This is a genomic window from Peribacillus folii (assembly GCF_030271255.1).
GTDB lineage: Bacteria > Bacillota > Bacilli > Bacillales > DSM-1321 > Peribacillus.
In genome coordinates this window covers 379,473-401,094 of sequence record NZ_JASJOM010000004.1, presented here as the reverse complement: position 1 = coordinate 401,094, position 21,622 = coordinate 379,473, and the positions used below count along the sequence as shown (strand labels likewise).

Annotated in this window: 24 protein-coding genes; 17 read left to right on the top strand and 7 right to left on the bottom strand. The window is 40.2% G+C overall.

The window, feature by feature from the left end; translation table 11 throughout:
* Window positions 1-157: 157 nt before the first annotated feature.
* The 8 genes from hflX to QNI08_RS09170 all read left to right on the top strand — a co-directional run bounded on the left by hflX (window position 158) and on the right by QNI08_RS09170 (window position 6,903).
* The gene (gene hflX, locus QNI08_RS09205; protein ID WP_285767115.1) at window positions 158-1,411 is read left to right on the top strand and encodes a GTPase HflX; all 1,254 of its coding nucleotides are present in this window, start codon (window positions 158-160) and stop codon (window positions 1,409-1,411) included.
* Window positions 1,412-1,423: 12 nt separating this feature from the next.
* Window positions 1,424-2,692 (top strand): methionine gamma-lyase family protein, encoded by a 1,269-nt coding sequence (locus tag QNI08_RS09200; protein ID WP_285767114.1) that lies wholly within the window; start codon window positions 1,424-1,426, stop codon window positions 2,690-2,692.
* 183 nt (window positions 2,693-2,875) lie between these two features.
* On the top strand, window positions 2,876-3,280 hold the full coding sequence (locus QNI08_RS09195) for a MerR family transcriptional regulator (RefSeq protein WP_064465853.1): 405 nt from the start codon (window positions 2,876-2,878) through the stop codon (window positions 3,278-3,280).
* 37 nt (window positions 3,281-3,317) lie between these two features.
* Window positions 3,318-4,652 carry a type I glutamate--ammonia ligase gene (gene glnA, locus QNI08_RS09190; RefSeq protein ID WP_285767113.1) on the top strand — a complete coding sequence of 445 codons (1,335 nt, stop codon included), beginning with the start codon at window positions 3,318-3,320 and terminating at the stop codon, window positions 4,650-4,652.
* Between the two features lie 170 nt (window positions 4,653-4,822).
* Window positions 4,823-5,134 (top strand): DnaB-like helicase N-terminal domain-containing protein, encoded by a 312-nt coding sequence (locus QNI08_RS09185; protein WP_285767112.1) that lies wholly within the window; start codon window positions 4,823-4,825, stop codon window positions 5,132-5,134.
* A complete protein-coding gene (locus QNI08_RS09180; RefSeq protein WP_285767111.1) occupies window positions 5,091-5,552 on the top strand; it encodes a DnaB-like helicase C-terminal domain-containing protein in 462 nt (153 codons plus the stop codon). Before QNI08_RS09185 ends, QNI08_RS09180 begins: the two co-directional genes overlap by 44 nt.
* Before the next feature lie 354 nt (window positions 5,553-5,906).
* Window positions 5,907-6,446, top strand: a complete 540-nt coding sequence (locus QNI08_RS09175; protein ID WP_285767110.1) for a hypothetical protein — start codon at window positions 5,907-5,909, stop codon at window positions 6,444-6,446.
* Window positions 6,447-6,465: 19 nt separating this feature from the next.
* Window positions 6,466-6,903, top strand: a complete 438-nt coding sequence (locus tag QNI08_RS09170; RefSeq protein WP_285767109.1) for a hypothetical protein — start codon at window positions 6,466-6,468, stop codon at window positions 6,901-6,903.
* Window positions 6,904-7,680: 777 nt separating this feature from the next.
* Here the strand turns inward: QNI08_RS09170 and QNI08_RS09165 are convergent.
* Window positions 7,681-7,920, bottom strand: coding sequence for a hypothetical protein (locus tag QNI08_RS09165; RefSeq protein WP_285767108.1), 240 nt, complete (start codon window positions 7,918-7,920; stop codon window positions 7,681-7,683).
* Between the two features lie 800 nt (window positions 7,921-8,720).
* Here QNI08_RS09165 and QNI08_RS09160 point away from each other — a divergent pair.
* Complete coding sequence (locus QNI08_RS09160) at window positions 8,721-9,035, top strand: MTH1187 family thiamine-binding protein (RefSeq protein ID WP_285767107.1); 315 nt, start codon at window positions 8,721-8,723, stop codon at window positions 9,033-9,035.
* 391 nt (window positions 9,036-9,426) lie between these two features.
* Window positions 9,427-9,804, top strand: coding sequence for a hypothetical protein (locus QNI08_RS09155; RefSeq protein WP_285767106.1), 378 nt, complete (start codon window positions 9,427-9,429; stop codon window positions 9,802-9,804).
* 259 nt (window positions 9,805-10,063) lie between these two features.
* Here the strand turns inward: QNI08_RS09155 and QNI08_RS09150 are convergent, their stop codons facing one another.
* Window positions 10,064-10,375, bottom strand: coding sequence for a hypothetical protein (locus QNI08_RS09150; RefSeq protein WP_285767105.1), 312 nt, complete (start codon window positions 10,373-10,375; stop codon window positions 10,064-10,066).
* 229 nt (window positions 10,376-10,604) lie between these two features.
* Between QNI08_RS09150 and QNI08_RS09145 the strand changes: the two genes are divergently transcribed.
* From QNI08_RS09145 to QNI08_RS09135, 3 genes are read left to right on the top strand one after another with little or no spacing between them, the layout of a single operon-like run.
* Window positions 10,605-11,087 (top strand): DUF2975 domain-containing protein, encoded by a 483-nt coding sequence (locus tag QNI08_RS09145; RefSeq protein WP_285767104.1) that lies wholly within the window; start codon window positions 10,605-10,607, stop codon window positions 11,085-11,087.
* Window positions 11,088-11,097: 10 nt separating this feature from the next.
* Window positions 11,098-11,316: a helix-turn-helix domain-containing protein gene (locus QNI08_RS09140; RefSeq protein ID WP_285767103.1), complete on the top strand. Its 219-nt coding sequence runs from the start codon at window positions 11,098-11,100 to the stop codon at window positions 11,314-11,316.
* A gap of 19 nt (window positions 11,317-11,335) precedes the next feature.
* Window positions 11,336-12,178, top strand: a complete 843-nt coding sequence (locus tag QNI08_RS09135) for a DUF817 domain-containing protein (RefSeq protein ID WP_483313758.1) — start codon at window positions 11,336-11,338, stop codon at window positions 12,176-12,178.
* Here the strand turns inward: QNI08_RS09135 and QNI08_RS09130 are convergent.
* On the bottom strand, window positions 12,171-12,440 hold the full coding sequence (locus QNI08_RS09130) for a hypothetical protein (protein WP_285767102.1): 270 nt from the start codon (window positions 12,438-12,440) through the stop codon (window positions 12,171-12,173). The two genes, QNI08_RS09135 and QNI08_RS09130, sit on opposite strands and share 8 nt — an antisense overlap.
* A gap of 373 nt (window positions 12,441-12,813) precedes the next feature.
* Here QNI08_RS09130 and QNI08_RS09125 point away from each other — a divergent pair, with 373 nt between their 5' ends.
* The 4 genes from QNI08_RS09125 to QNI08_RS09110 all read left to right on the top strand — a co-directional run bounded on the left by QNI08_RS09125 (window position 12,814) and on the right by QNI08_RS09110 (window position 16,249).
* Window positions 12,814-13,689, top strand: coding sequence for a R2-like ligand-binding oxidase (locus tag QNI08_RS09125; protein ID WP_285767101.1), 876 nt, complete (start codon window positions 12,814-12,816; stop codon window positions 13,687-13,689).
* A gap of 220 nt (window positions 13,690-13,909) precedes the next feature.
* A complete protein-coding gene (locus tag QNI08_RS09120; protein WP_285767143.1) occupies window positions 13,910-14,515 on the top strand; it encodes a class I SAM-dependent methyltransferase in 606 nt (201 codons plus the stop codon).
* Window positions 14,490-15,182, top strand: a complete 693-nt coding sequence (locus QNI08_RS09115) for a response regulator transcription factor (RefSeq protein ID WP_285767100.1) — start codon at window positions 14,490-14,492, stop codon at window positions 15,180-15,182. The genes QNI08_RS09120 and QNI08_RS09115 overlap by 26 nt, the downstream gene beginning before the upstream one ends.
* Window positions 15,179-16,249, top strand: a complete 1,071-nt coding sequence (locus QNI08_RS09110; RefSeq protein WP_285767099.1) for a HAMP domain-containing sensor histidine kinase — start codon at window positions 15,179-15,181, stop codon at window positions 16,247-16,249. The genes QNI08_RS09115 and QNI08_RS09110 overlap by 4 nt, the downstream gene beginning before the upstream one ends.
* Window positions 16,250-16,411: 162 nt before the next feature.
* On the opposite strand, the gene QNI08_RS09105 is transcribed toward QNI08_RS09110, so the two are convergent.
* The 4 genes from QNI08_RS09105 to QNI08_RS09090 form a co-directional block, all read right to left on the bottom strand.
* Complete coding sequence (locus QNI08_RS09105) at window positions 16,412-16,723, bottom strand: hypothetical protein (RefSeq protein WP_285767098.1); 312 nt, start codon at window positions 16,721-16,723, stop codon at window positions 16,412-16,414.
* 250 nt (window positions 16,724-16,973) lie between these two features.
* Complete coding sequence (locus QNI08_RS09100) at window positions 16,974-18,380, bottom strand: M20 family metallopeptidase (RefSeq protein WP_285767097.1); 1,407 nt, start codon at window positions 18,378-18,380, stop codon at window positions 16,974-16,976.
* 26 nt (window positions 18,381-18,406) lie between these two features.
* Window positions 18,407-19,666, bottom strand: a complete 1,260-nt coding sequence (locus QNI08_RS09095; RefSeq protein ID WP_285767096.1) for an amidohydrolase — start codon at window positions 19,664-19,666, stop codon at window positions 18,407-18,409.
* Between the two features lie 98 nt (window positions 19,667-19,764).
* Window positions 19,765-21,309 carry an AbgT family transporter gene (locus QNI08_RS09090; RefSeq protein ID WP_285767095.1) on the bottom strand — a complete coding sequence of 515 codons (1,545 nt, stop codon included), beginning with the start codon at window positions 21,307-21,309 and terminating at the stop codon, window positions 19,765-19,767.
* Window positions 21,310-21,622: the final 313 nt, after the last annotated feature.

Here is a 21,622-nt window from a genome sequence, read left to right as displayed (position 1 = left end):
CTCTATGTCTTTTCTATTTTTGATGGTAAATTCAAACTTGATTTTAGCATGTTATAGGAATTTTTAAAACGGGTATTCGCTTTGTTTTCCGGAAAGTTTTATCTGTTCATTTTTTTTGTTATGATTAACTGAATTCTCATTAAAGGTGGTGGGCTTTTTGGAAGAAACCAGGAAGGAAAAGGCCATATTGATAGGTTGTCAAACAACGGAGGAAAATGAACGCTTCCAATATTCGCTTGATGAATTGGCATCCTTGGCCAAGACGGCGAATGGTGACGTATTGATGACCGTGACCCAAAAAAGGGCTAACATCGATGCGGCTACATATATAGGGAAAGGAAAAGTAGAGGAGCTTCGGAACCTCGAAGAAGAGCTGGAGCCGGATTTATTCATTTTCAATGATGAATTATCGCCAAGTCAGATCCGTAACCTTTCCAAACAGCTAGAGGCAAGAATCATTGATCGGACACAGCTCATCCTCGATATATTTGCTCAACGGGCACGTTCCCGGGAAGGGAAGCTACAAGTTGAATTGGCCCAGCTTCAATACTTGTTGCCGCGTTTGATAGGGCAGGGGACGGCATTGTCCAGGCTTGGAGGCGGAATCGGCACGAGGGGGCCGGGCGAAACGAAGCTGGAAAGCGACCGTCGCCATATCCGCGGGAAAATCGATGAAATCAAGCAGCAATTAAGCGGCATAGTGAAGCATCGTGAACGTTATCGCGACAGAAGAAAAAGGAACAAGACGTTTCAAATTGCACTTGTCGGCTATACGAATGCAGGGAAATCAACACTGTTCAACCGCTTGACGGAGGCGGATTCCTACGAAGAAAACCAGCTGTTCGCGACTCTTGATCCCATGACGAGAAAAGCGATCCTGCCGAGCGGGTTCACTGTGCTATTGACGGATACGGTGGGATTCATCCAGGATTTGCCGACCTCACTAATCGCAGCGTTCCGCTCGACGCTGGAAGAAGTGAAAGAAGCGGATCTATTGCTGCATGTGGTCGATTCCTCAAGTTCGGATTATTTTAACCATCAGAAAACGGTCCAGGACTTATTAAATGACTTAGAAGTCCCTTCCATTCCACAGTTAACATTGTATAATAAGAAAGACAGGATCCACGCCGATTTTGTAAGGACATCAAGCCACCCATCCTTATTGGTCAGTGCTTATGAACAATCGGATTTAAATCAAATCATGGAAGAAATTGAAAAGTACGTGATTGAGGAAATGGTTCCTTATTATGTTTTTCTTCCTTCCAGTGAGGGTAAACTATTATCACAGCTGAAAAATGAAACCATTTTGCGCACTCTCTCCTTTAATGAAGAATCGGAAAGATATGAATGCAAAGGTTTTTGTCTGGCTGATCATCCATTGACAGGGCAGCTGGAGAAATATTCGTTATAAAGGGGAATTTTGATGTATCAGCAGTTAACGAATGGAGAAGTGTTGCAAAACATTGCAAAAGAAGTGGAAGCAATGATTTCTCCATTGCATAAGCAAGTGGATGAACGAATTGAAGAAAATCAATTTCGTGTATTACAAAGTTACCAAGCACATAAAGTAAGTGATTCTCATTTCATCCCAACGACGGGTTATGGATACGATGATATAGGCCGGGATACGCTGGAATTGATTTATGCGGAAGTATTCGGCGCCGAAGCAGGATTGGTGCGTTCCCAAATCATTTCTGGCACTCATGCCATTTCCACGGCCCTGTTCGGCATCCTCCGTCCCGGGGACGAATTATTATACATAACTGGAAAGCCATATGACACTTTGGAAGAGATTGTCGGAATTAGGGGAACCGGTACCGGTTCATTGCGTGATTTTCAAATAAGCTATAACTCCGTTCCATTGGCTCGATCTGGAAGCGTTGATTTCGAAGCAGTCAAACAAGCCATCCAACCGCATACGAAGATGATTGGCATTCAGCGCTCAAAGGGATATGCGACTCGTCCTTCGTTCACGATTGCGGAAATCAAGGAAATGATTGCGTTTGTTAAAGGAATCAATCCGGAAATTGTGGTGTTCGTTGACAATTGCTACGGGGAGTTTGTGGAAACGCAGGAGCCATGTCATGTCGGAGCGGATTTGATGGCAGGGTCATTGATCAAGAACCCAGGCGGCGGGATCGTGAAGACCGGCGGTTACATTGTAGGCAAAAAAGAATTGGTTGAAGCTTGTTCCTATCGATTGACGTCTCCAGGAATAGGTGCCGAAGCGGGTGCATCGCTTTACAGCCTGCAGGAGATGTACCAAGGCTTCTTTCTTGCGCCTCATGTCGTTGGGCAAGCCGTTAAAGGGGCCATGTTCACATCGGCATTTTTAGAGAAAATCGGGATGAATACCCATCCGAAATGGGATGCAAAGCGCACCGATTTGATTCAATCCGTGCAGTTTGATGATCGAGATAAAATGGTTGCCTTTTGCCAGGCCATCCAATATGCATCACCGATCAACTCACATGTGACGCCATATCCTGCCTATATGCCGGGCTATGAAGATGATGTCATCATGGCTGCAGGGACCTTCATTCAGGGTGCCAGCATCGAGCTTACAGCGGATGGGCCGACAAGGGCTCCATATGTTGCCTATATCCAGGGCGGATTGACGTATGCCCATGTAAAAATTGCTGTATTGACTGCTGTTAATGCATTAATGGACAAAAAACTAATTCAATTATAAATAGGGTTATCAGGAATCCAATAAGTTGGATTCCTATAAAAAGCAATAGTCATAATATTTGTGCAGTTTTAAAAATTGATTCAATTTTCGTTTAAAACATGTCATGAAATGTAACATCATCTTGACATGTTTAATAACATAGTATAAAATAAGATTAAGATAAGCTAAAGGAGGATGCTAAGAATGAGCGGCAACAACATTCGGCGTTCGATGCCTCTTTTTTCCATCGGAATCGTCATGCAGCTAACTGAGTTGTCTGCACGCCAAATTCGGTATTATGAAGAGCATCAATTAATTACTCCTATGAGAACAGATGGAAATCGTCGCGTTTTCTCTTTGAATGATATCGATCGATTGCTTGAAATCAAGGACTTGATCGAACAAGGAGTCAATCTGGCCGGCATCAAAAAGATTTTCACTGTAAAGGAACAGAATGTACCTAAAACACAAGATTTAGAACAAGCGGAAAAAATAAGACATGACCTCAGTGACGAGGAGCTGCGTAAGCTTCTTCGTGCCGAGCTTTTACAAGGAAGCAAGCACAGAACGTCTCTTCGTCAAGGTGACATGTCACGTTTTTTTCAATAAAAATATGATTTTGAATGAATATTAGGGGGAATAGAAATTGGCAAAGTTCACACGTGAAGACATCACTCGTTTAGCGAAAGAAGAAAATGTTAAGTACATCCGTTTACAGTTCACTGACATCTTAGGAACAATCAAGAACGTTGAAATCCCAGTCAGTCAATTGGAAAAAGCGCTTGATAATAAAATGATGTTTGACGGATCTTCCATTGAAGGATTCGTACGTATTGAAGAATCGGATATGTATCTGTATCCTGACTTGAATACATGGGTCATCTTCCCTTGGACTTCTGAAAAAGGTAAAGTGGCACGCTTGATTTGCGACATTTACAATACAGATGGAACGCCATTCGATGGGGACCCGCGTGCCAACTTGAAACGTGTCCTTGCTGAAGCAAGGGAAATGGGCTTCACTGATTTCAATCTTGGACCTGAACCGGAATTCTTCCTATTCAAACTGGACGCAAACGGAGAGCCTACTCTAGAGTTGAATGATAAAGGCGGATACTTTGACCTTGCGCCTACGGACTTAGGGGAAAACTGCCGTCGTGATATCGTTCTTGAGCTTGAAGAAATGGGATTTGAAATCGAAGCTTCCCACCATGAAGTAGCCCCAGGACAACATGAAATCGACTTTAAATATGCCGATGCCATTTCAGCTTGTGATAACATCCAAACATTCAAACTGGTTGTTAAAACGATTGCCCGCAAACATGGCTTGCACGCAACATTCATGCCGAAACCATTATTCGGTGTCAATGGATCGGGAATGCACTGCAACGTTTCCTTATTTAAAGGCAGTGAAAACGCATTTTATGATAAAGCAGGCAAATTGGAATTAAGCAAAACGGCTGAACAATTTATCGCAGGGATCATCAAGCATGCTCCAAGCTTCACAGCGGTAACGAATCCAACCGTCAACTCATACAAACGCCTTGTACCTGGCTACGAAGCACCTTGTTATGTTGCATGGTCTGCTAAAAACCGCAGCCCATTGATCCGTATTCCGGCTTCACGCGGAGTGAGCACACGCGTAGAAGTGCGCAGTGTCGACCCAGCAGCCAACCCATACTTGGCACTTGCCGTCCTGCTGAAAGCTGGTCTTGATGGAATCAAGAACGACCTGACTCCTCCAGCTCCAGTTGACCGCAACATCTATGTCATGAACAAAGAAGAACGTGAAGAAGTGGGAATCGTTGACCTTCCAGCCACTCTATATGCCGCATTGGAAACATTGAAAGCCGATCCGGTCATCAAAGAGGCGCTAGGCGAGCACCTGCTTGAACACTTCATCGAAGCAAAAGAAATCGAATGGGATATGTTTAGAACGCAAGTCCACCCATGGGAACGCGAACAATATATGTCCATGTATTAATCATTCAAACCCTTGGCCCCTCTGGTGTCAGGGGTTTTTTGTTGTGGGGTGAAAAGCTAAAGAGAGTAGAGCTTAGGGTTTTCCCCCTTTTTCCCCCCTATTCATCTTAATATGTCTTTTGTATAGTTTTCGAAGTTATCCATAGTATCCTTTTCGATCATCTGATAATCATGAGGCATGAAGAAAATATCGGTGATATTCAGTATTTATTTGAATTAACAGCATCCTGCCCAACCACAGCAAATGTTAAATACTATGCTGAAATGATCCGTTCAAAGGCCATGGAACGCAGGATTAAAAATACAGCTCAAATCATTGAAGGTATATCCCGGGATGATTATGAACCGGACGAAGAATTTTCCTCAAATGTGGAGCAGCTGGTGACCGAATTAAGACCCATGGATAACCCCAAGATGCTGCGTTTTTCAGAAACAAGGGATGAGAGTATTACACACACCTTTACACACCCGCAGGTTCCTTAAGACGGGATTTACCGAATATGACAAGTGGGCACAAGGATTATGGAGAGGGTGGCTTTTTATCAGTGCTGGCAGATCTTCAGTTGGAAAAACGGCTTTGGTTTTGCAAAGAATTAATGGGGTTGCTATGCAAAAAGAGGGTGTCGTCCTGGTTTGGAGTCAAGAAATGAAAAGAGATTCTTTAAAAAATCGGATGATATCTGCAGAAACAGGCATCCCTTTCCGAAGAATCAAAATGAAAAACTTAAATCAGAAAGAACAAAAGCTTGTTGATATGACTTATGACAACTTTGAACACCTGCCAATCTTCATGCAGGATAGCTCAGGCGTCACCATTGATAAAATCAATTGGCCAAAGCTTGAAAACCAGTATCTGAAACAAAAGGTATCACAATTAGAAGCTCGCCTTAATGCGGCTTAAGGAGGAAATGACATGCAAGTAAACATTCAATATTAACTCACTAAATCCTAGAGTGAATCCTAAAGCTTTGCAGATTGGAAAAAAAATGCGTGTGAGATGAATGGAAAATATTTTTTGGTGTAAACTACTAATAAGCGCGTACAAAATCACCAACCACGCTAAAAGTCCTTACTCGTTTGAGTAAGGACTTTTTTTGTTTGAAGACATATAATAACACCCATATTCTCTTTTACGACAATTGAACACATCCAACAGTTAATGTACCAATTATTAAAATAAATGGTATAATAATACTGTTATTTGCGGGAGTGTGGTACAATCAGACTATTAAAATGAAATATAAGGGAGAAAAAGATGAAAAAAAATCTAAAAATGAATTTAATTTGTGCTATTGTTTTTTCTATGTTTTTAACTGTTTTAACACCTGGTTTAACTACTTTTGCTGAGGAACAAGCAGAAGAACAAATTGATTACTCAGAGTATTTAGTAGAAGATTCAACGGTGTCTCCAGAGGAAGCTTATTTATTTGATGATAATTCGTATGTTGAAGTAGAAGAAAATAATTATTTAGCTATACAACCAATGCTTGCGCCATTAGTTCCAATTGTTATTGCAGTTGTAGTAAGATTAGTAACACAGTGGGTAGGAAAAAAAGCTGTAAAAACTATTACTAAACATGCAGCCGAACGTGCTGCACAAAGAGGCATTTCTTCATCTGCATTTGCAACAGCAATGGCACATGGCACGAAATATGTAGATAAGAATACAGGAGCTAAAATACTGTATCATCCAGGTAATAAGGTTGCTTTGGTATTAGATAATGCAGGAAAAACAGTCGTAACGACATACAAACAAAACAGTCCAAAAAGCGTATGGAAAAAACAAAACTGGTAAGATTTAAAGGAGTTTTAACGTGATTACATTATTGGATCTATATTATGAAGATAGTAAAGCGAAAATGGGATTGATGCTAAAAGATAAAAAAAATGTTGAAGAAATTATTCGAATGGATATACAAGTATCTTTTGAATATGAATTTTCTGTAGTAAAAAGTGATATTGTTTGGACTAAAGAGGATATTGATTTACTAAAAGAACAAATCTATGCTATACCTTCTGAATCAACAGTTGGAACTATCGCATTACTTGAACCTGATCTAACCTTTACCTATATCAAGAATTACGAAGAAGAAAACAAAAAATTGTCTCTCTATGTAACTATAGATAGTGGACTTGTAAATAGCCATATGGGAACAGAAACGGGACCAACACTAAAAATAATTACTACTGAAGATAATTTGATCAAGTGGATAGATAATGTTGAATATTCTTTTTTAGGAGAATCAAATTAAATTAGGAATGTTCTTTTATTAAGGATTCGAAACCTATTTTACACTCATAAAACTACCAAAAACACGCTTTAAAAGGCGTGTTTTTATCTTTCAAGATCTCTATCTCAATTCTTTCCATATAATAGGTTAGCTAAATAAAACAGATTATCGGAGTGGTTTCTCCTTCTTAAGCTATGTTAAAGATAAGGGTTGATAAGAAGGCTGGAAAAGCTTCTTTCACTAAACTGTTAAATACGTAATCCTTAGAGTATATACAACGAAAAAGCCTACTCATTTTATGAACAGGCTTTTTCGTTATTAGAATAACAAATCATTACCTAATTCTATATAATTCTTTATTAATGATGGGGCTGTATATTCCTGAAAAAATGTTATTTTGAGTTTGATCCCGTTTGCTTTTATTTATTCTGTGAGATAGTTGATGTGAGTTAAAACATTCATGTTTAGAATTGAAATATCTGCCTCCTGCAATGATATCAATTTTTGTATTATTCCTATTCATTTCAAAAAAATAGAACATTCCTGATGAGGAATAATTTCTTCCATTTGATAGAATTGTAGAACACACTTCAGAAAAGTAGCCTGTTCTTTGTTCTAAGATGGTCAATTCATCAAAGCTATCTACTTTAAAATCAGGTGAAAATCCAATGTCCTCATAGTCAATATTCTCGTTTTTAATCAATACAGTACCAATAGGATGTGGTACCACTCGATTTTTTCTATTTATACGATAATAAATATTTTATTTTCAAATGGAAATACACTCTAAAGTAAAGGCTATACTGCATTAACCAACTCAGTAATTTCAATATCTCCGTTATAAATCACCTGATCAATGCGAAAGTCCTCACTAGCAGCAAAATCAATTTTAATATTTTGAATCCATTTATATGCAGTAACTGCAGCAGTCCAATCAGGGTCTTTCTTGAAATCTGTATTTAGAACAGGGAAGCTTCCACTCTGCATGAAATTAGTCCATTTGAATGTAAGTAAACCCTTATGTTTATGTTCATTCAATTTGCTCACTTCGTTTTATTTTAGGACACATATATTTTATATCAAGTTGCTCAAAATAAGTCAGTTTATTTTGCCCACCAGCTCATAATATTTTACTCTAGTTAATGCAGAATCAGTTTTCGAAAACGCTGTTAAACAGGCATTTGTGATGTTTTATGATGCTTGATTATGCTAAGAAATATGTTCCGCACGCAAGTCCACCCATGGGAACGCGAACAATATATGTCCATGTATTAATCTTTCAAACCCTTGGCACCTCTGGTGTCAGGGTTTTTTTTTGTTGTGGGGTGAAAAGTAATAGTGAGTAGTTGGAGGGATGCCCCTCCTTTTTTACCCCACCACTCAGTAAGGTGGAGTGTGAATTAGGACGCCATATCCTTGTTTGGGAATAAGAACGGTTCCTCTCCATGACATCTATTTGTCAAATTCAAGTGAACTTCTTTTTGTTTAATGACATGACGAGTAATCGTAAACTTTTATTTTATTATTGATAAGGTGAAAAATATGATAAGTTCCAAAAATCTAATATCTCATTTGAATAGGGAAATTTACTTATTAAGGTGGATTAAAATTAATTGATCGAATATGTATATTAGGTCATTCCACAATTGCGTCCTCCTGCTCTGATTCCTCCGCTTTTGAGAGGGAGATTCAAAGAACTGGTACAACAAGTTATTTTTTCGATGAATGGAGAGTCATGTTTGCTTACCGTTGGTGTGTAATTTGAGTTATAATGCGGTATTATAGGAGAGTAATGGAGCTTCTTGATTGAAATACATAAAAAGGATGGGTGAACAAGTATGGCCATAGTTGATGTAACGGTTATTCCTGTCGGTACAGAAACCCCAAGTGTGAGCAGTTATGTGGCAGATATCCAAAGGGTATTAAAGCGATATGAAAATAAGGGGGAGATTCGGTTTCAACTGACTCCCATGAATACAATCATTGAAGGCGACCTGCCCAAGTTGTTTGAAGTGATCCAAGCGATGCACGAAGTACCTTTTGAAAAGGGTCTTGCCAGAGTTTGTACGAATATCCGAATTGATGATCGTCGTGATAAAGAGCGTAAGATGGAAGACAAAGTAAAGCGAGTGGAAGGCATGCTTGAGGACTAAAAGCTGCTATAAGTATTGGGGTCTAGCAGTGAAATGTCATACATAAAAAAGGCGGTGAAAGTTTAATCCAAGACTTTCACCGCTTTTTTTTCGTTTGAAATTCCTGCCATCTCGATATTTCTTACCACCATGCAGGATAAGCCGTCCTTGATGAAAGGGGGTGATTCTACTGATTGCATGAAAATGGGGGAGCTAAAGCTAGAATTAATCTTGTGTGACCTTATGGGGAAGCATCCAAAGCAGCAAAGATTCATCAAGTCGTTCATCAGGACGTAAATACAGATGGAGGAAGACCGTTATGGTAAGGTAAATTAATACAAAATTAAGAGTATTTAGTTTACTATAAACGATGGGTATTATATACTATAAAAAACATAAGGGAGATGACTTTATGCTTAGCAAAATAAAAAATGGATTTAATCCCGAACAGGAAACAGGTGAAGAAGTGGATAATATCTATTCTATCCTGCCTCCGCCAGGGACCATTATCGATGAAGCGACTGATGAGGAAATGGAAAAGGCAGCAGAGCTTGAAATTAAACATTATGCTTTGATGAGGCTGCAGGATATGAATATCCAATTTGACGGTTCGTCTTATAAAGAACTATTGAAAGAATTCCAAGAATTCGAAGCCGATTCGTGCAAATTTTGGAGAAGCGTGGCTAATCGTATCTCTGTTCCGTATGAATGGCCAATTAGAATCGATCATGCAAACGGCCCAATATATATTGGCGGACATGATTTTCATGAAGAAGAGGACGAAGATTAAGAAGGACAGTGTCGATTTAGTCGTATGGCTCCATATCAACAAAAAGAGCGTTTGCCGATGAAGGCAACGCTCTTTTTATTTGGAATCTTATCAATTAAAATAAGTTCCTTAAGCTGCATGAACCTTGGGTACTGGCTACTGGGAAGGATGCGGAAGAATGAAGCACGGCACAAACTAACCATCAGAATGTAAAGATTAAAGGGCCAAAGGGGAAGGGTGTTTTTGAATACAGGGGTGACTAGAAGGATTACTACACCAATTAAAATAAATCGATGGTGTATGCATCTATTTTTAGGGGGTCATTTAATAATTCCAGCGGTTTTGTTTTCATTCCAAGTGCTTGACATGCTTGGGGAATTAACTCAAGTATTTCATCACTAGCCATTTCGACATGGAATGTCGATTTTAAGGCATGTTCCAATTCAATCGTACTGATTTTATTGAATTTTTCACCAACTATGATCATATCGTACTTTCCCATGACCTCCTTCCAGGATTCTTTGGAATCGATTGTTAAAGCGGCTTGCCTCAGTTTAATTAATACCTCAGTTAGCTTTTGTTGGTTGACCATCTGAACACCTCCTATTTTAGGTATATTATACCAAAAAAATCACTTGAAAATCGTCATAAACAGCAAAACAGGAATGTTCCTGGATTGGTTATAATCTGAGTGCCGCCTATTCAAATGGTTTAGTAGAAGGTTTCAATAAAAAATTAAACAAAAACAACATTTATTTATTGTAAAACAATAAATTCTGTATTAGAATCAATTTGACAATAAATTAGTGAGGTGTGTTTTCATGAATCGAGTGTCGACGTTCTTTTTAAAGATTGCTGTTATTCTCATTGGGCTGCCGGTCCTTGCTTTGTGCATCTTTTTGGTGCCTGAAATAGCGAAGTTTGCCGTTGAATTATTCCCGAATATTCCTTATTTGAATGTTCTTGTTTTTATTTATATGTATGTTACGGCAATCCCTTTTTACGTTGCCTTGTTTCAAGCGTTTAAGCTTTTAAGCTATATTGACAGAAATAAGGCATTCTCGGAATTGTCTGTAAGGGCTTTGAAAAATATAAAATATTGTGCGCTGACGATCAGTATCTTGTATGTGTTAGGTTTGCCATTCTTTTATTTCATGGCGGAACTGGATGATGCTCCAGGTATCATAGTAATTGGTTTAATCATTATCTTTGCCTCCACGGTGATTGCGGTTTTTGCTGCGGTGCTTCAACGGCTATTGAAAAATGCGATAGATATAAAATCGGAAAATGATTTAACGGTCTGAGGTGAATAACATGGCAATTATAATTAATATTGATGTGATGCTGGCTAAAAGGAAAATGAGCGTAACGGAACTTTCGGAAAGGGTCGGGATAACGATGGCTAACCTTTCGATCTTGAAAAATGGAAAGGCAAAAGCGATTCGATTATCAACGTTAGAGGCAATTTGTAAGGCTTTGGAATGTCAGCCGGGAGATATTCTGGAATACCGGAAAGAAGAAGGAATGCAGTAAAGAAAAGAGGGAAGAGTACATGCATGTAACCATAAAAGAAGCGGAGTCGCAAATCGTGTCGGGATCTAAGCAGCTCATTCGTTTTGGTTGGGAACAGAGCTTATCATGCTTGTTTCCTGCTGTCATCTTTGCCTCCTTGGCTCTGACGAAATTCCTGCCGCTTCCCTTATTGCCGCGGTATGATTGGCTGCTCATCATCTGCCTTTTGATGCAGTGGCTAATGGTGCGTTCCGGCCTCGAAACACGTGACGAATTGAAGGTCATCACGCTGTTTCACCTTATTGGCCTGGCGCTGGAGCTTTTCAAGGTACATATGGGCTCCTGGTCTTATCCGGAAGAAGGGTATTTCAAGATTTTCGGTGTTCCTTTATATAGCGGTTTCATGTACGCAAGTGTAGCGAGTTATCTTTGCCAGGCGTGGAGAAGGCTAAATGTCGAATTGGTAAAGTGGCCACCCCTTATTGTGGTTGTACCTCTTGCAGCCGCCATTTATCTCAATTTTTTTGTACACCATTTTTGGGTGGATATACGTTGGTGGCTATCCGGACTTGTCCTTGTCGTCTTTTGGCGCTCTTGGGTCAAATATGAAATCAATGGGACTCGTTATCGTATGCCGCTCGCACTTTCTTTCGTGCTCATCGGATTTTTCATCTGGGTAGCCGAAAATATTGCAACGTTTTTTAGTGCATGGGAATATCCGAACCAAACCGATGCGTGGAGTCTCGTTCATTTAGGAAAGGTGAGTTCGTGGCTTTTATTGGTGATTGTCAGCTTTCTGATAGTCGCAACATTGAAGCAGGTTAAAGGAAAAAACGCCACTGTCCCGAATGACAGTACCGATAATAAGCACTGTGTTACTTGAATCCATCACGTTCCTGGTATTGCTGCAATAGCCGTTTCGTTAAAAAAATGAAAATGGATTTATCATCGGAACGTTGAAAATGGCTCGGAGTATCCCATAATTGCTTGAATGTACACGATAATAACGTTTCGGATTTTACTTCACATCGAGTTAGCCTAAAAGCAACATTGAATAAGGCATGCTCAAATATGGAATAGAGATTAGAAAAATAGATTTTATCTCTATTTAAAATGTGAGTGATGATTTCATCCTTGTTATGCATTGCTTTTTCCTCATTTCGGGAGTTTGTACAGATTACTTACCTTATTTTCTGCTAGATTAAACCGGAAAATGGGTATTATGAATAATATTTATGTAAAAGATTCCAAAAATATAAGAGGTTAGTAACATATGTGGAATAGAGTGGAGGGGAGAAAACGGCAAGGATTATCTCTGATCGTGCAGGATGATACAAGCACAAATGTAGGGGTAGCCGGAATGTTCAGATATCATCCATTGCGCGAAACTCATTACCCCTCCAGCCATCCAGTTTGAAGCCTGTTTACTTTTGTTATTTTTTTTCTGGAAAATAATTTGTCCAAGCGGATATTTTCTCCTTTGCATAAACTGATACATATATATAAGGAGGAATATACGTGAGGAAGAAACTTTTGACGACGAGCTCGGAAGGTTTGATGGAAGATTCATTTCCATACCAGTTGTATCAAAAAGCAAAGAAGTTTGGAATTTGGAATCCTCAGCATATTGATTTTTCACAGGATCAAGAAGACTGGAAAACCTTATCCGCTAAAGAAAAAGATTGGATAATTAGACTTCTCGCTCAATTTCAGGGAGGGGAAGAGGCGGTAACGCTTGACTTGCTTCCACTGCTTAGGGTAATTGCTGGAGAAGGCAGGCTGGAGGAAGAAATGTTCCTTACGACATTTTTATACGACGAAGCCAAGCATACTGAATTCTTTCGGCTTGTATTGAATGCGATTGATGAAAAAGGTGACCTTTCCCACTTGCATTCCAATAGCTATCGGAAGATATTTTATGATATTCTCCCCGAAACGATGGAGCGTCTATGGCATGAACAAACCCCTGAGGCAATAGCTGATGCAGCTACCGTGTACAATATGTTTGTGGAAGGAGTGCTGGCTGAAACTGGTTATAAATCATTTTACGATGGACTGAAAACCATAGGTAAAATGCCTGGGTTATTAGAGGGCATCGACCATTTGAAAAAAGATGAATCAAGGCATATTGCGTACGGGACCTTCCTGCTTCAGCGCTTGATTTGTGAGCATCCACATTTATTCGATCGGGTCGTTAAAAAGCTCGAAGAATTGGCACCGCTTTCCGTTTCCTTAAATGGCGAAGGAGTAATCGGGGAGGGAGAAAAATTAAACCAGTACAAATCCGAAATCAGGAAATACTCTGAAAAGCAGCTGATGGTAAGAATTGAAATCCTCGCACGGGCAAAGGGACAGACAATCGAAGAGATTTATCGATCTTCAGGAGCAAAATGAACGACATGAACCCAAAGGTTTGTGTCTTTTTTTTGATCTTAGACGCTTAAATCTCGCTTCTCCCTGTCCAGATATAGGCTGGAATGGACTTCTCGTCTTAGGACAAACTGTTTTTAAGATCTTATGCAAAACTTAAGAATTCTTAAGGAATTATACCCCCTTTTCTTCAGGTTTGGCTAGTAAAGTAATGGATAAAGTCAAACCACTGGGGTGAAGGGATATCAAACAGTCCACTTTTTTATTTCAATTTATGATGAATCCAAAAACGATAGGTGCAGTCCTGCCCAGTTCTGGATTCCTTGGAGACAAAATGATTGAAGGTATTGATTTCAACAAAGCGAAATACATCGTTGAATATGGAGCGGGAACAGGTGCATTCACAGAAAAGTTGTTGAAAAAAAGAAAACGCAAGACCGTTGTTTTATTGGTGGAAAATAATAAGGCGTTTGCTCTATTATTACAAGAAAAGTTCAAACAAGAAGAAAATGTATTCATCGTTCATGGATCTGCTTTGAATATTGAACAGCATATAAAGGAATTCGGAATCCCTTATGTGGATTATGTAGTTTCAGGGTTGCCATTTGCAAGTTTGCCGCAAAAGATTTCAAGTGGAATCCTAGTGAATACCATCAAGGTCTTAAAAAATGATGGACAATTCATTACCTTCCAATACACTAAATGTAAGAAGGCTTTCATAAAAAGGTTCTTTAATGAAATAGATATAAAAAGGGAGTATCGTAATTTGCCGCCAGCGTATGTTTTTAGCTGTACGATTCCAAACCGGCATATGGAGGGACATAATGGAGTCCACAATTCTAATTGTTGATGATGATAAAGAAATCCGAAATCTCATTTCTGTGTATTTGGAAAATGAAGGGTTCCGCACCAAGCGGGCAGAGGATGCGTTTGAAGCCTTGGAATTATTGGAGACCATCAATTTTGACCTCGTTATTTTAGATATAATGATGCCGAAAATGGATGGGATGGAAGTATGTTTGAAAATCAGGCAAGAGCGGAGTATGCCAATAATCATGCTTTCTGCAAAATCAGAAGATATGGATAAAATCCAAGGGCTTGCAATGGGGGCAGATGATTATTTGACAAAACCCTTTAACGCCTTGGAGTTAATGGCTAGAGTGAAGTCACAGTTAAGAAGATATAAAAAATACAACCATGATATCCAAGGTCATCATGGTAAACATCTCATTGAAATCGGTGATTTAGCCATTAATTCCGATACCAGGCAAATCATGATCGGGAAAAAGGAGGTAAGGTTAACTCCAAAGGAATTCGATATACTGGAATTGTTAGCTCGCAACAAGGGGATTGTATTAAGTGTCAGTAAGATATATGAAGCAGTCTGGAAGGAGGGCTTTTTTAAATCTGACAATACGGTAATGGTCCATATCACCAAAATCAGGGACAAGATTGAAGAAGATCCCAAACATCCCATTTATATTAAAACGGTTTGGGGGGTGGGCTATAAAATATGAATGCTATCAAATTTAATGATAAGTTGATCATAAAGCTCTATGTCGTAATAGCGATTAGCTTCCTGTTTGCAATTGGGATGATGATGCTCATTAGTTATTTTACCTTACCGATGTACCTGAAGGAGCCAACCGAGATCAATCTGAAAAAATATAATTTGATGCTGATCTCTTTGGGGATCCTAACGTTCCTCGTGTGTTCATTAATCCTGGTACGAAAAAAATTGATCTATTTAAAGCATATTACGGAAAATATCGAACAAATCGCCAATGGAAAGCTTGGGTTAACGATTGAGGTACAAGGCAGGGATGAAATAGCTCAGCTGGTCATGAACATCAATTCCATGTCGGAAGAATTGAAAAGCAAATTTGAAAATGAAAGGCGTTTAGAAAGTTCGAAGAATGATCTTATAACAAATGTGTCTCATGATTTGCGTACACCATTAACCTCCATCATCGGATATCTGGATTTATTAAGAAAAGGTCAATATGGTAATGGTGAGCAATTACAGGAATATGTAGATACCATATATGGAAAATCACAAAGGCTCAAAAATCTGATCAATGAACTTTTCGAATATACCCGTTTATCAAGTCCTGATGTTCGGCTGAACCTTAGGACGGTTGATTTGGCTCGTTTAATAAGGCAAATGTTTGGGGAGTACATACCAATGTTAGAAAGTGAACGTTTGATTATTAAGGAATCAATAACCGAAGAAGAGATCCCTGTCTTGATAGATGTTGAAAAAATGGTTCGTGTTTATGAAAATCTCATTATGAATGCCATTAAATACAGCATGAAGCCATCTCCATTCCACATTACTTTGAAATCTGATGGAACAAAAGCGGCATTGAAGGTATCGAACAAGATTGCCGTCCGACCTGCAGATGATGCAAATAAGTTGTTCGATCGCTTATTCATTGATGATGAGGAAAGGCCGGGGGATAGAGGGACAGGTCTTGGACTTGCTATTTCAAAAAGGATCGTCCAACTCCATGAAGGAGAGATTCACGCGGAATATAATGAGAATTGGATAAATTTTATCGTTGAACTTCCTGTGCAAAAATAGAGGCTTATGGGCTTTTTCGCTTCATAAGCCTTTGTTTTGGTCCAAGCTGAAACATACGAAAGAAGGGCAATTGAAGTGGCTGGAGAGAATCGAGTGAGAAGCATATGGCCCTAACATTATTTAAAACAAGTGCCGTCTCAGTCGGCCCAATTGAGCGGAGGTTTAAAACAGCTCAATATAGTAGCCAGCCAATTTGCTTGGATCTTCACCAAAAAATGCGGGTTCATTTTTCATATCGAGGGAATCGCATACAAGGGGAATGATATTTAGTAAATCTGGATAAGTAATGTCAATATCATGAATGTCTATTAAACTATGACAAAATTCTATGCTGTCGATTTTGTTCGAATTCTCGCCTATTAAAACCAAATCGTGTTTTTTAATCGTGTTTCCCCATGAAGCATCAGGATGAATTGTTTGAGCTTCCGCTTTGAGCTGAATTAGAACGTCTTTTATTTTTTGTAAATTAGTCATTTCTACACTTCCTTTATTTTTTTACAGGTCAATTATACCAGATTTGGTGAGAGGTGGGGAGATGAAAGTGTAAAGACCGAGAAAATTCCTGATTTTCAGCATAGGAGAAGGTGCAGAGGAAAATGGCTGAAGAAGTAACATTCTATAGATGATCATGAAAAAAGACGACTCCTGACTTTCAGGAATCGTCTTTTGACATACTATGCGGTTTCTGCGAAATGGGTTTACATCATTCCGTTCATTCCGTTCATCATTTTTTAACGGATGGACTAACATCTTGTGGAATGGGGGAGACATAGACTTTTCCTTGCAGGCGTTCGTCTAGCTCGGATTTTGCTTGGTCGATCAATGCTGGATTTTGGAGTACTTCCACAGCAGTTGCTGCGATGACCTTGCCGGCATGAAGCATGCCTTTATGGGCGATGGAGGTTGAACCAAGTGTGACCCACTGCCAGCTATGCAATGGGGATCCCAGAACAAAACATGCCGTTGTGCATTGTGCGGTAGGCACGATCCAGCTGACATCCCCTACATCGGAGGAACCTGTTAATGGCGATTGGAGGCTTTCGATAGGCTCCAACCAATTGGCCATCGCTTCATTCTGACCATTTTTATCTGGAATGACGGTACTGTTCCTTTCCTGCTCGCTTAAAGTGGCACGAACTTCGCTGGCAAGATTTTTTTCATTGTCATCATGCTGCGGTATTCCTAATTCTTCGAAATTCTTATACATGACGGATTCCAGCACATTGTTTTGAATGACATTCGAGCAGGCTTTATCAAATACGATTTCTACTTCAGTCCCTGTCATGAGGGCAGCTCCTCTGGCAATATTACAAACTCTTAAGTAGATATCCTGAACTTGCGAAACCTCCGGAGCTCGAACTAAATAAAGAACTTCTGCATCTTGCTGGACAACATTCGGTGAAGCCCCGCCTGAATTCGTTATCGCATAATGAACTCTGGCTTCTTGGATGATATGCTCTCTTAAATAGTTCACGCCAACATTCATAAGCTCTACGGCATCTAATGCGCTTCGTCCCAAATGGGGGGAAGCTGCTGCGTGGGAGCTTTTGCCTTTAAACTTGAAATACACTTGGAAATTAGAAAGCGAGTCCATGGCCATAATGCCGTTAACATCCAAAGGATGCCAGCAAAAGGCAAAATCGGCATCATCGAATAAACCTTCCCTGACCATGAAGGTTTTTCCCGATCCGCCTTCTTCTCCAGGACAGCCATAATAACGAACCGTACCTGATAGGGAATTCTCTTCCATATACTGTTTTACCGCCACAGCAGCAGCTAAAGATCCGGTACCAAGTAAATTGTGGCCACATCCATGGCCATTTTCACCTTGTGCGATAGGCTCTTGCCTAGCTGTCGCCTTTTTCTGGCTCATGCCTGACAGCGCATCGAATTCACCCATGATTGCCACAACAGGTTTACCAGTACCGAAGCTGCCAATGAAGGCTGTTTCTATGTTCCCAACTTCTCTTTCAACGGTAAACCCTTCGTTTTCTAACGTGGTGCATAGTAATTCAGCAGATTGATATTCTTCAAAGCGCGTTTCTGCAAAATTCCATATACTGTCACTGATCTCGATGAATGTTTCCTTTTTCTGTTCAATGATTTCGGATATCCTCTTTACATGTTCCATAATGCAACCATTCCTTTCTGAGCTAATTATTTTAAAAGCCGTCTTGCTATAAGATCCAAAAGTTCCACGCTCCGTGGTAAAACCTCTTCCTGGATATCAAATTTAGGATGGTGATGGGGAGCCGGTATATCGGTACCGACAATCATATAGGTGCCTTTACCGCCATTATCCTGCACTCTTCGGATCATGAAGCTTGCGTCCTCGCTGCCGGCCGAACCAGATTCCCTGCATGCTTTTATTGTGGAAAAACCGTCTACATGTCGGGCTTCCTCCATGGCTAGTTCGACAAGTTCTTGGTCACATCGAATCGTTATGGCTTGCCCGATGATTTCAATCTCATGATCAAGCTCATGCATGCCTGCGCTATGAGCGACGATGTTTCGAACGCGTTTTTCGATTTCTTCATTTGTTTCTTCGGTTACGGATCGAGTCTCGATGATCATCTTTGCATGTGCCGGGATGATGTTTGCCGCAGTCCCGCCAGTTAGCACACCTACATTTATGCGTGTGGAGCCGGAACTGAACCTAGGGATGGCATGAATGTTCAATAATGCGGTGGCTGCCCCCAATAAGGCATTTTTCCCTTTTTCAGGTGAAGCGCCCGCATGGGATGAAACTCCATGAAAATGGGCGGCCATTTTCGTGCTGGCCAAGAAGCCGGAAGACCCGCCATGAAATTCCCCTAGCGGGACATCCGTGCCAAGGTGAAGGCAAAATAAATGATCGACATCGTCCAACATCCCTTTTTGTACAACTGAATAGGCTCCGCGCACTCCTTCTTCAGCTGGCTGGAAAATAAGTTTAACTGTCCCAGCAAAGTTTCGGTCCGCTAGTTTTTCAGCAAGACCTAAGCCGATGACGGTATGGCCATCGTGTGCACACGCATGCATATTTCCTTCGTATTTGGATCGGAAACCGTTGGCTTGCGGGAAGTGGTCGGGATCCTTACTTTCGGTAACGGGCAATGCATCCATATCAAACCGGAAAGCGACAGTGGGGCCAGTCTTTTTTCCTTTTATTAGACCGATTACGGCAGTGTAGCCACCCTCCATTTCTTGGAGGATCTCTTGATTTGCACCATCTTGCAAGGCCCGATTGTATGCTTCTTGTAATACTTCATTTGATGGCACGCCACGGCGGGAATCACCATCCAAAGCATATTTTCCAAATATCACGTCATACCTCAGGGCAGTCAGTATCTCTACCACCTTTGAAGCAGTACGGAATTCTGTAAAGCCAACCTCAGGATGCTGATGCAGGTCACGTCTTAACTCGATGATATCCAATTATTTTCACTCCTCATTTATTTTTGGCGAAGTCCGATGAACGGCACAGCCCCTCTGGAAGGAGGGGAGCCATTCAAAGCAAATGTAATGTTTTCTAATTAGGGTAGCTTAGGGTATACTCCAGGACCGATGGGCAGGCCGAGGAAATACCAAACGACTACCAATAAGGTCCAAATGATAAAGATGATAATCGGATAAGGTAAGATGAGAGAATAATAAGTGCCAAGCTTGGCATCTTTTTTATACTCTTGTAAGAAACTTAAGAATAGTGGGACAAATGGCGATACAGGTGCCAATGGGAGTACCGATGAATCCGCCACTCTGAATAGCATTTGGGCGAATGCAGGATGATAGCCCAATACCATGAACATCGGTACGAATACCGGCGCCAAAATTGACCAAATCGCCGAGCCGCTGGCGATGAACATGGACAGGAGCCCAGACAGGAACATTAGCCCGATGAGGACAGGCGCACCTTCTATGTTCAGTTGTTCTAAAAGGTCCGTAATCGATAAAGCCAAAAATTTTCCCATATTGCTCCAGTTAAAACAAGCGACAAACTGGGAAAGCGGAAAAACCATGATGATGAATCCGGCCATTCCTTTGATAGGATCGACCAATAGCTCAGGAATGTCGTTTTGTTTTTTTATCGCGCCCACTTTAATTCCATAGGTAATGGAAACTGTGAAAAAGAAGAGTAAGATGATTGCGACAATTCCAGACATGAACGGCGAGGGAAGAATCGCTCCAGTTTCAGGATTTCGTAACAGTGCCCCTTCTGGTAAGACAAGAACGGCCATGACAGCTATGAAAACCAATGCTGAAATGCCTGTAGCAAAAAGTGCTTTGTTTTGTTGTTTCGTTAATTGCTCCAGTTTTTTATGTTGACCGCCGCCTTCATATTTTCCTAAGCGCGGCTCGACAAATTTGTCAGTAATCAAGGCAATGACAACGGTAAGCAGGAGAACGGAAGTCCCCATAAAGAACCAGTTATCGGTAACGTTAACAGTCAAATTTGCATTCATGCCTTTAGCCACTTCCGAGCTGATTCCAGAAAGCAGGACATCTGTCGTGACGATCAGTAGATTGGCCGTGAAGCCTGAGCCGACCCCGGCAATCGCTGCAAGCAACCCAGCAACAGGGTGGCGTCCGACTGCAAGGAAAATTAAAGCTCCAAGAGGCGGCATGATCACAAGTGCAGCATCAGAAGAAACATGACTAAAAAAGGCAACGAAGACCACTAAATAACTGGCATATTTTCCAGAAACCCTCAATGACATTTTCCGGATCAATACTTCCAATAAACCGACTTTTTCTGCCAGCCCGACTCCAAGCATAAGTGCTAAAATCGACCCTAACGGTAAAAATCCGGAAAAGTTCTTAATCATGTTCGGCAAGATCCATTGAATGCCTTCCCTGCTTAATAGGTTTTGAACTTCTACCTTTTCTCCGCTGATCGGGTCTGTTGCAGAAACATGGAAAATGGATAACAGGGCAGTCACGACAAATAAAATCGCAATCATATAAATGAATAAAATGAACGGGTGGGGAATTTTATTTCCTATTCGCTCTACTTGATTGAAAAAACCACCCGTTTTTTGTTTTTGTGGATGATTCGTATCTTTTAATACTTTTTGTTCCATTACATTCTCCTCCTAAACCTTCTTTCGTTTTTAGTTTGTGCTTTTTTGCAGCATTGCTTTTATGAATTTTTTCGTTAAACCGATGATAAGCTCTCATTGCTTAAAATCGTCACTCATCAATTCGCATTTCATGTATTTCTATTTAACGAATGTTTAGCGCTATTTTCGTTAAATGTATTATATAATCAAGAATATTCTATTTCAATAAAATTTTCAGAAATAAATACTTTTTTCTGTTTAAGTGAAGTTCCCAAATCAGTCAAAAGAGGTGAAAAATGTACATCTATCACTAATTTAAAGAAGAAAAACCGAC

What these genes read in the sequence shown, in the direction of transcription:
- QNI08_RS09200 (WP_285767114.1), top strand. Translation starts at nt 1,424, where the DNA reads ATGTATCAGCAGTTAACGAATGGAGAAGTGTTGCAAAACATTGCAAAA.
- QNI08_RS09195 (WP_064465853.1), top strand. Translation starts at nt 2,876, where the DNA reads ATGAGCGGCAACAACATTCGGCGTTCGATGCCTCTTTTTTCCATCGGA.
- QNI08_RS09185 (WP_285767112.1), top strand. Translation starts at nt 4,823, where the DNA reads ATGAGGCATGAAGAAAATATCGGTGATATTCAGTATTTATTTGAATTA.
- QNI08_RS09180 (WP_285767111.1), top strand. Translation starts at nt 5,091, where the DNA reads ATGAGAGTATTACACACACCTTTACACACCCGCAGGTTCCTTAAGACG.
- QNI08_RS09175 (WP_285767110.1), top strand. Translation starts at nt 5,907, where the DNA reads ATGAAAAAAAATCTAAAAATGAATTTAATTTGTGCTATTGTTTTTTCT.
- QNI08_RS09160 (WP_285767107.1), top strand. Translation starts at nt 8,721, where the DNA reads ATGGCCATAGTTGATGTAACGGTTATTCCTGTCGGTACAGAAACCCCA.
- QNI08_RS09155 (WP_285767106.1), top strand. Translation starts at nt 9,427, where the DNA reads ATGCTTAGCAAAATAAAAAATGGATTTAATCCCGAACAGGAAACAGGT.
- QNI08_RS09150 (WP_285767105.1), bottom strand. Translation starts at nt 10,375, where the DNA reads ATGGTCAACCAACAAAAGCTAACTGAGGTATTAATTAAACTGAGGCAA.
- QNI08_RS09145 (WP_285767104.1), top strand. Translation starts at nt 10,605, where the DNA reads ATGAATCGAGTGTCGACGTTCTTTTTAAAGATTGCTGTTATTCTCATT.
- QNI08_RS09140 (WP_285767103.1), top strand. Translation starts at nt 11,098, where the DNA reads ATGGCAATTATAATTAATATTGATGTGATGCTGGCTAAAAGGAAAATG.
- QNI08_RS09135 (WP_483313758.1), top strand. Translation starts at nt 11,336, where the DNA reads ATGCATGTAACCATAAAAGAAGCGGAGTCGCAAATCGTGTCGGGATCT.
- QNI08_RS09130 (WP_285767102.1), bottom strand. Translation starts at nt 12,440, where the DNA reads ATGCATAACAAGGATGAAATCATCACTCACATTTTAAATAGAGATAAA.
- QNI08_RS09115 (WP_285767100.1), top strand. Translation starts at nt 14,490, where the DNA reads ATGGAGTCCACAATTCTAATTGTTGATGATGATAAAGAAATCCGAAAT.
- QNI08_RS09110 (WP_285767099.1), top strand. Translation starts at nt 15,179, where the DNA reads ATGAATGCTATCAAATTTAATGATAAGTTGATCATAAAGCTCTATGTC.
- QNI08_RS09105 (WP_285767098.1), bottom strand. Translation starts at nt 16,723, where the DNA reads ATGACTAATTTACAAAAAATAAAAGACGTTCTAATTCAGCTCAAAGCG.
- QNI08_RS09100 (WP_285767097.1), bottom strand. Translation starts at nt 18,380, where the DNA reads ATGGAACATGTAAAGAGGATATCCGAAATCATTGAACAGAAAAAGGAA.
- QNI08_RS09090 (WP_285767095.1), bottom strand. Translation starts at nt 21,309, where the DNA reads ATGGAACAAAAAGTATTAAAAGATACGAATCATCCACAAAAACAAAAA.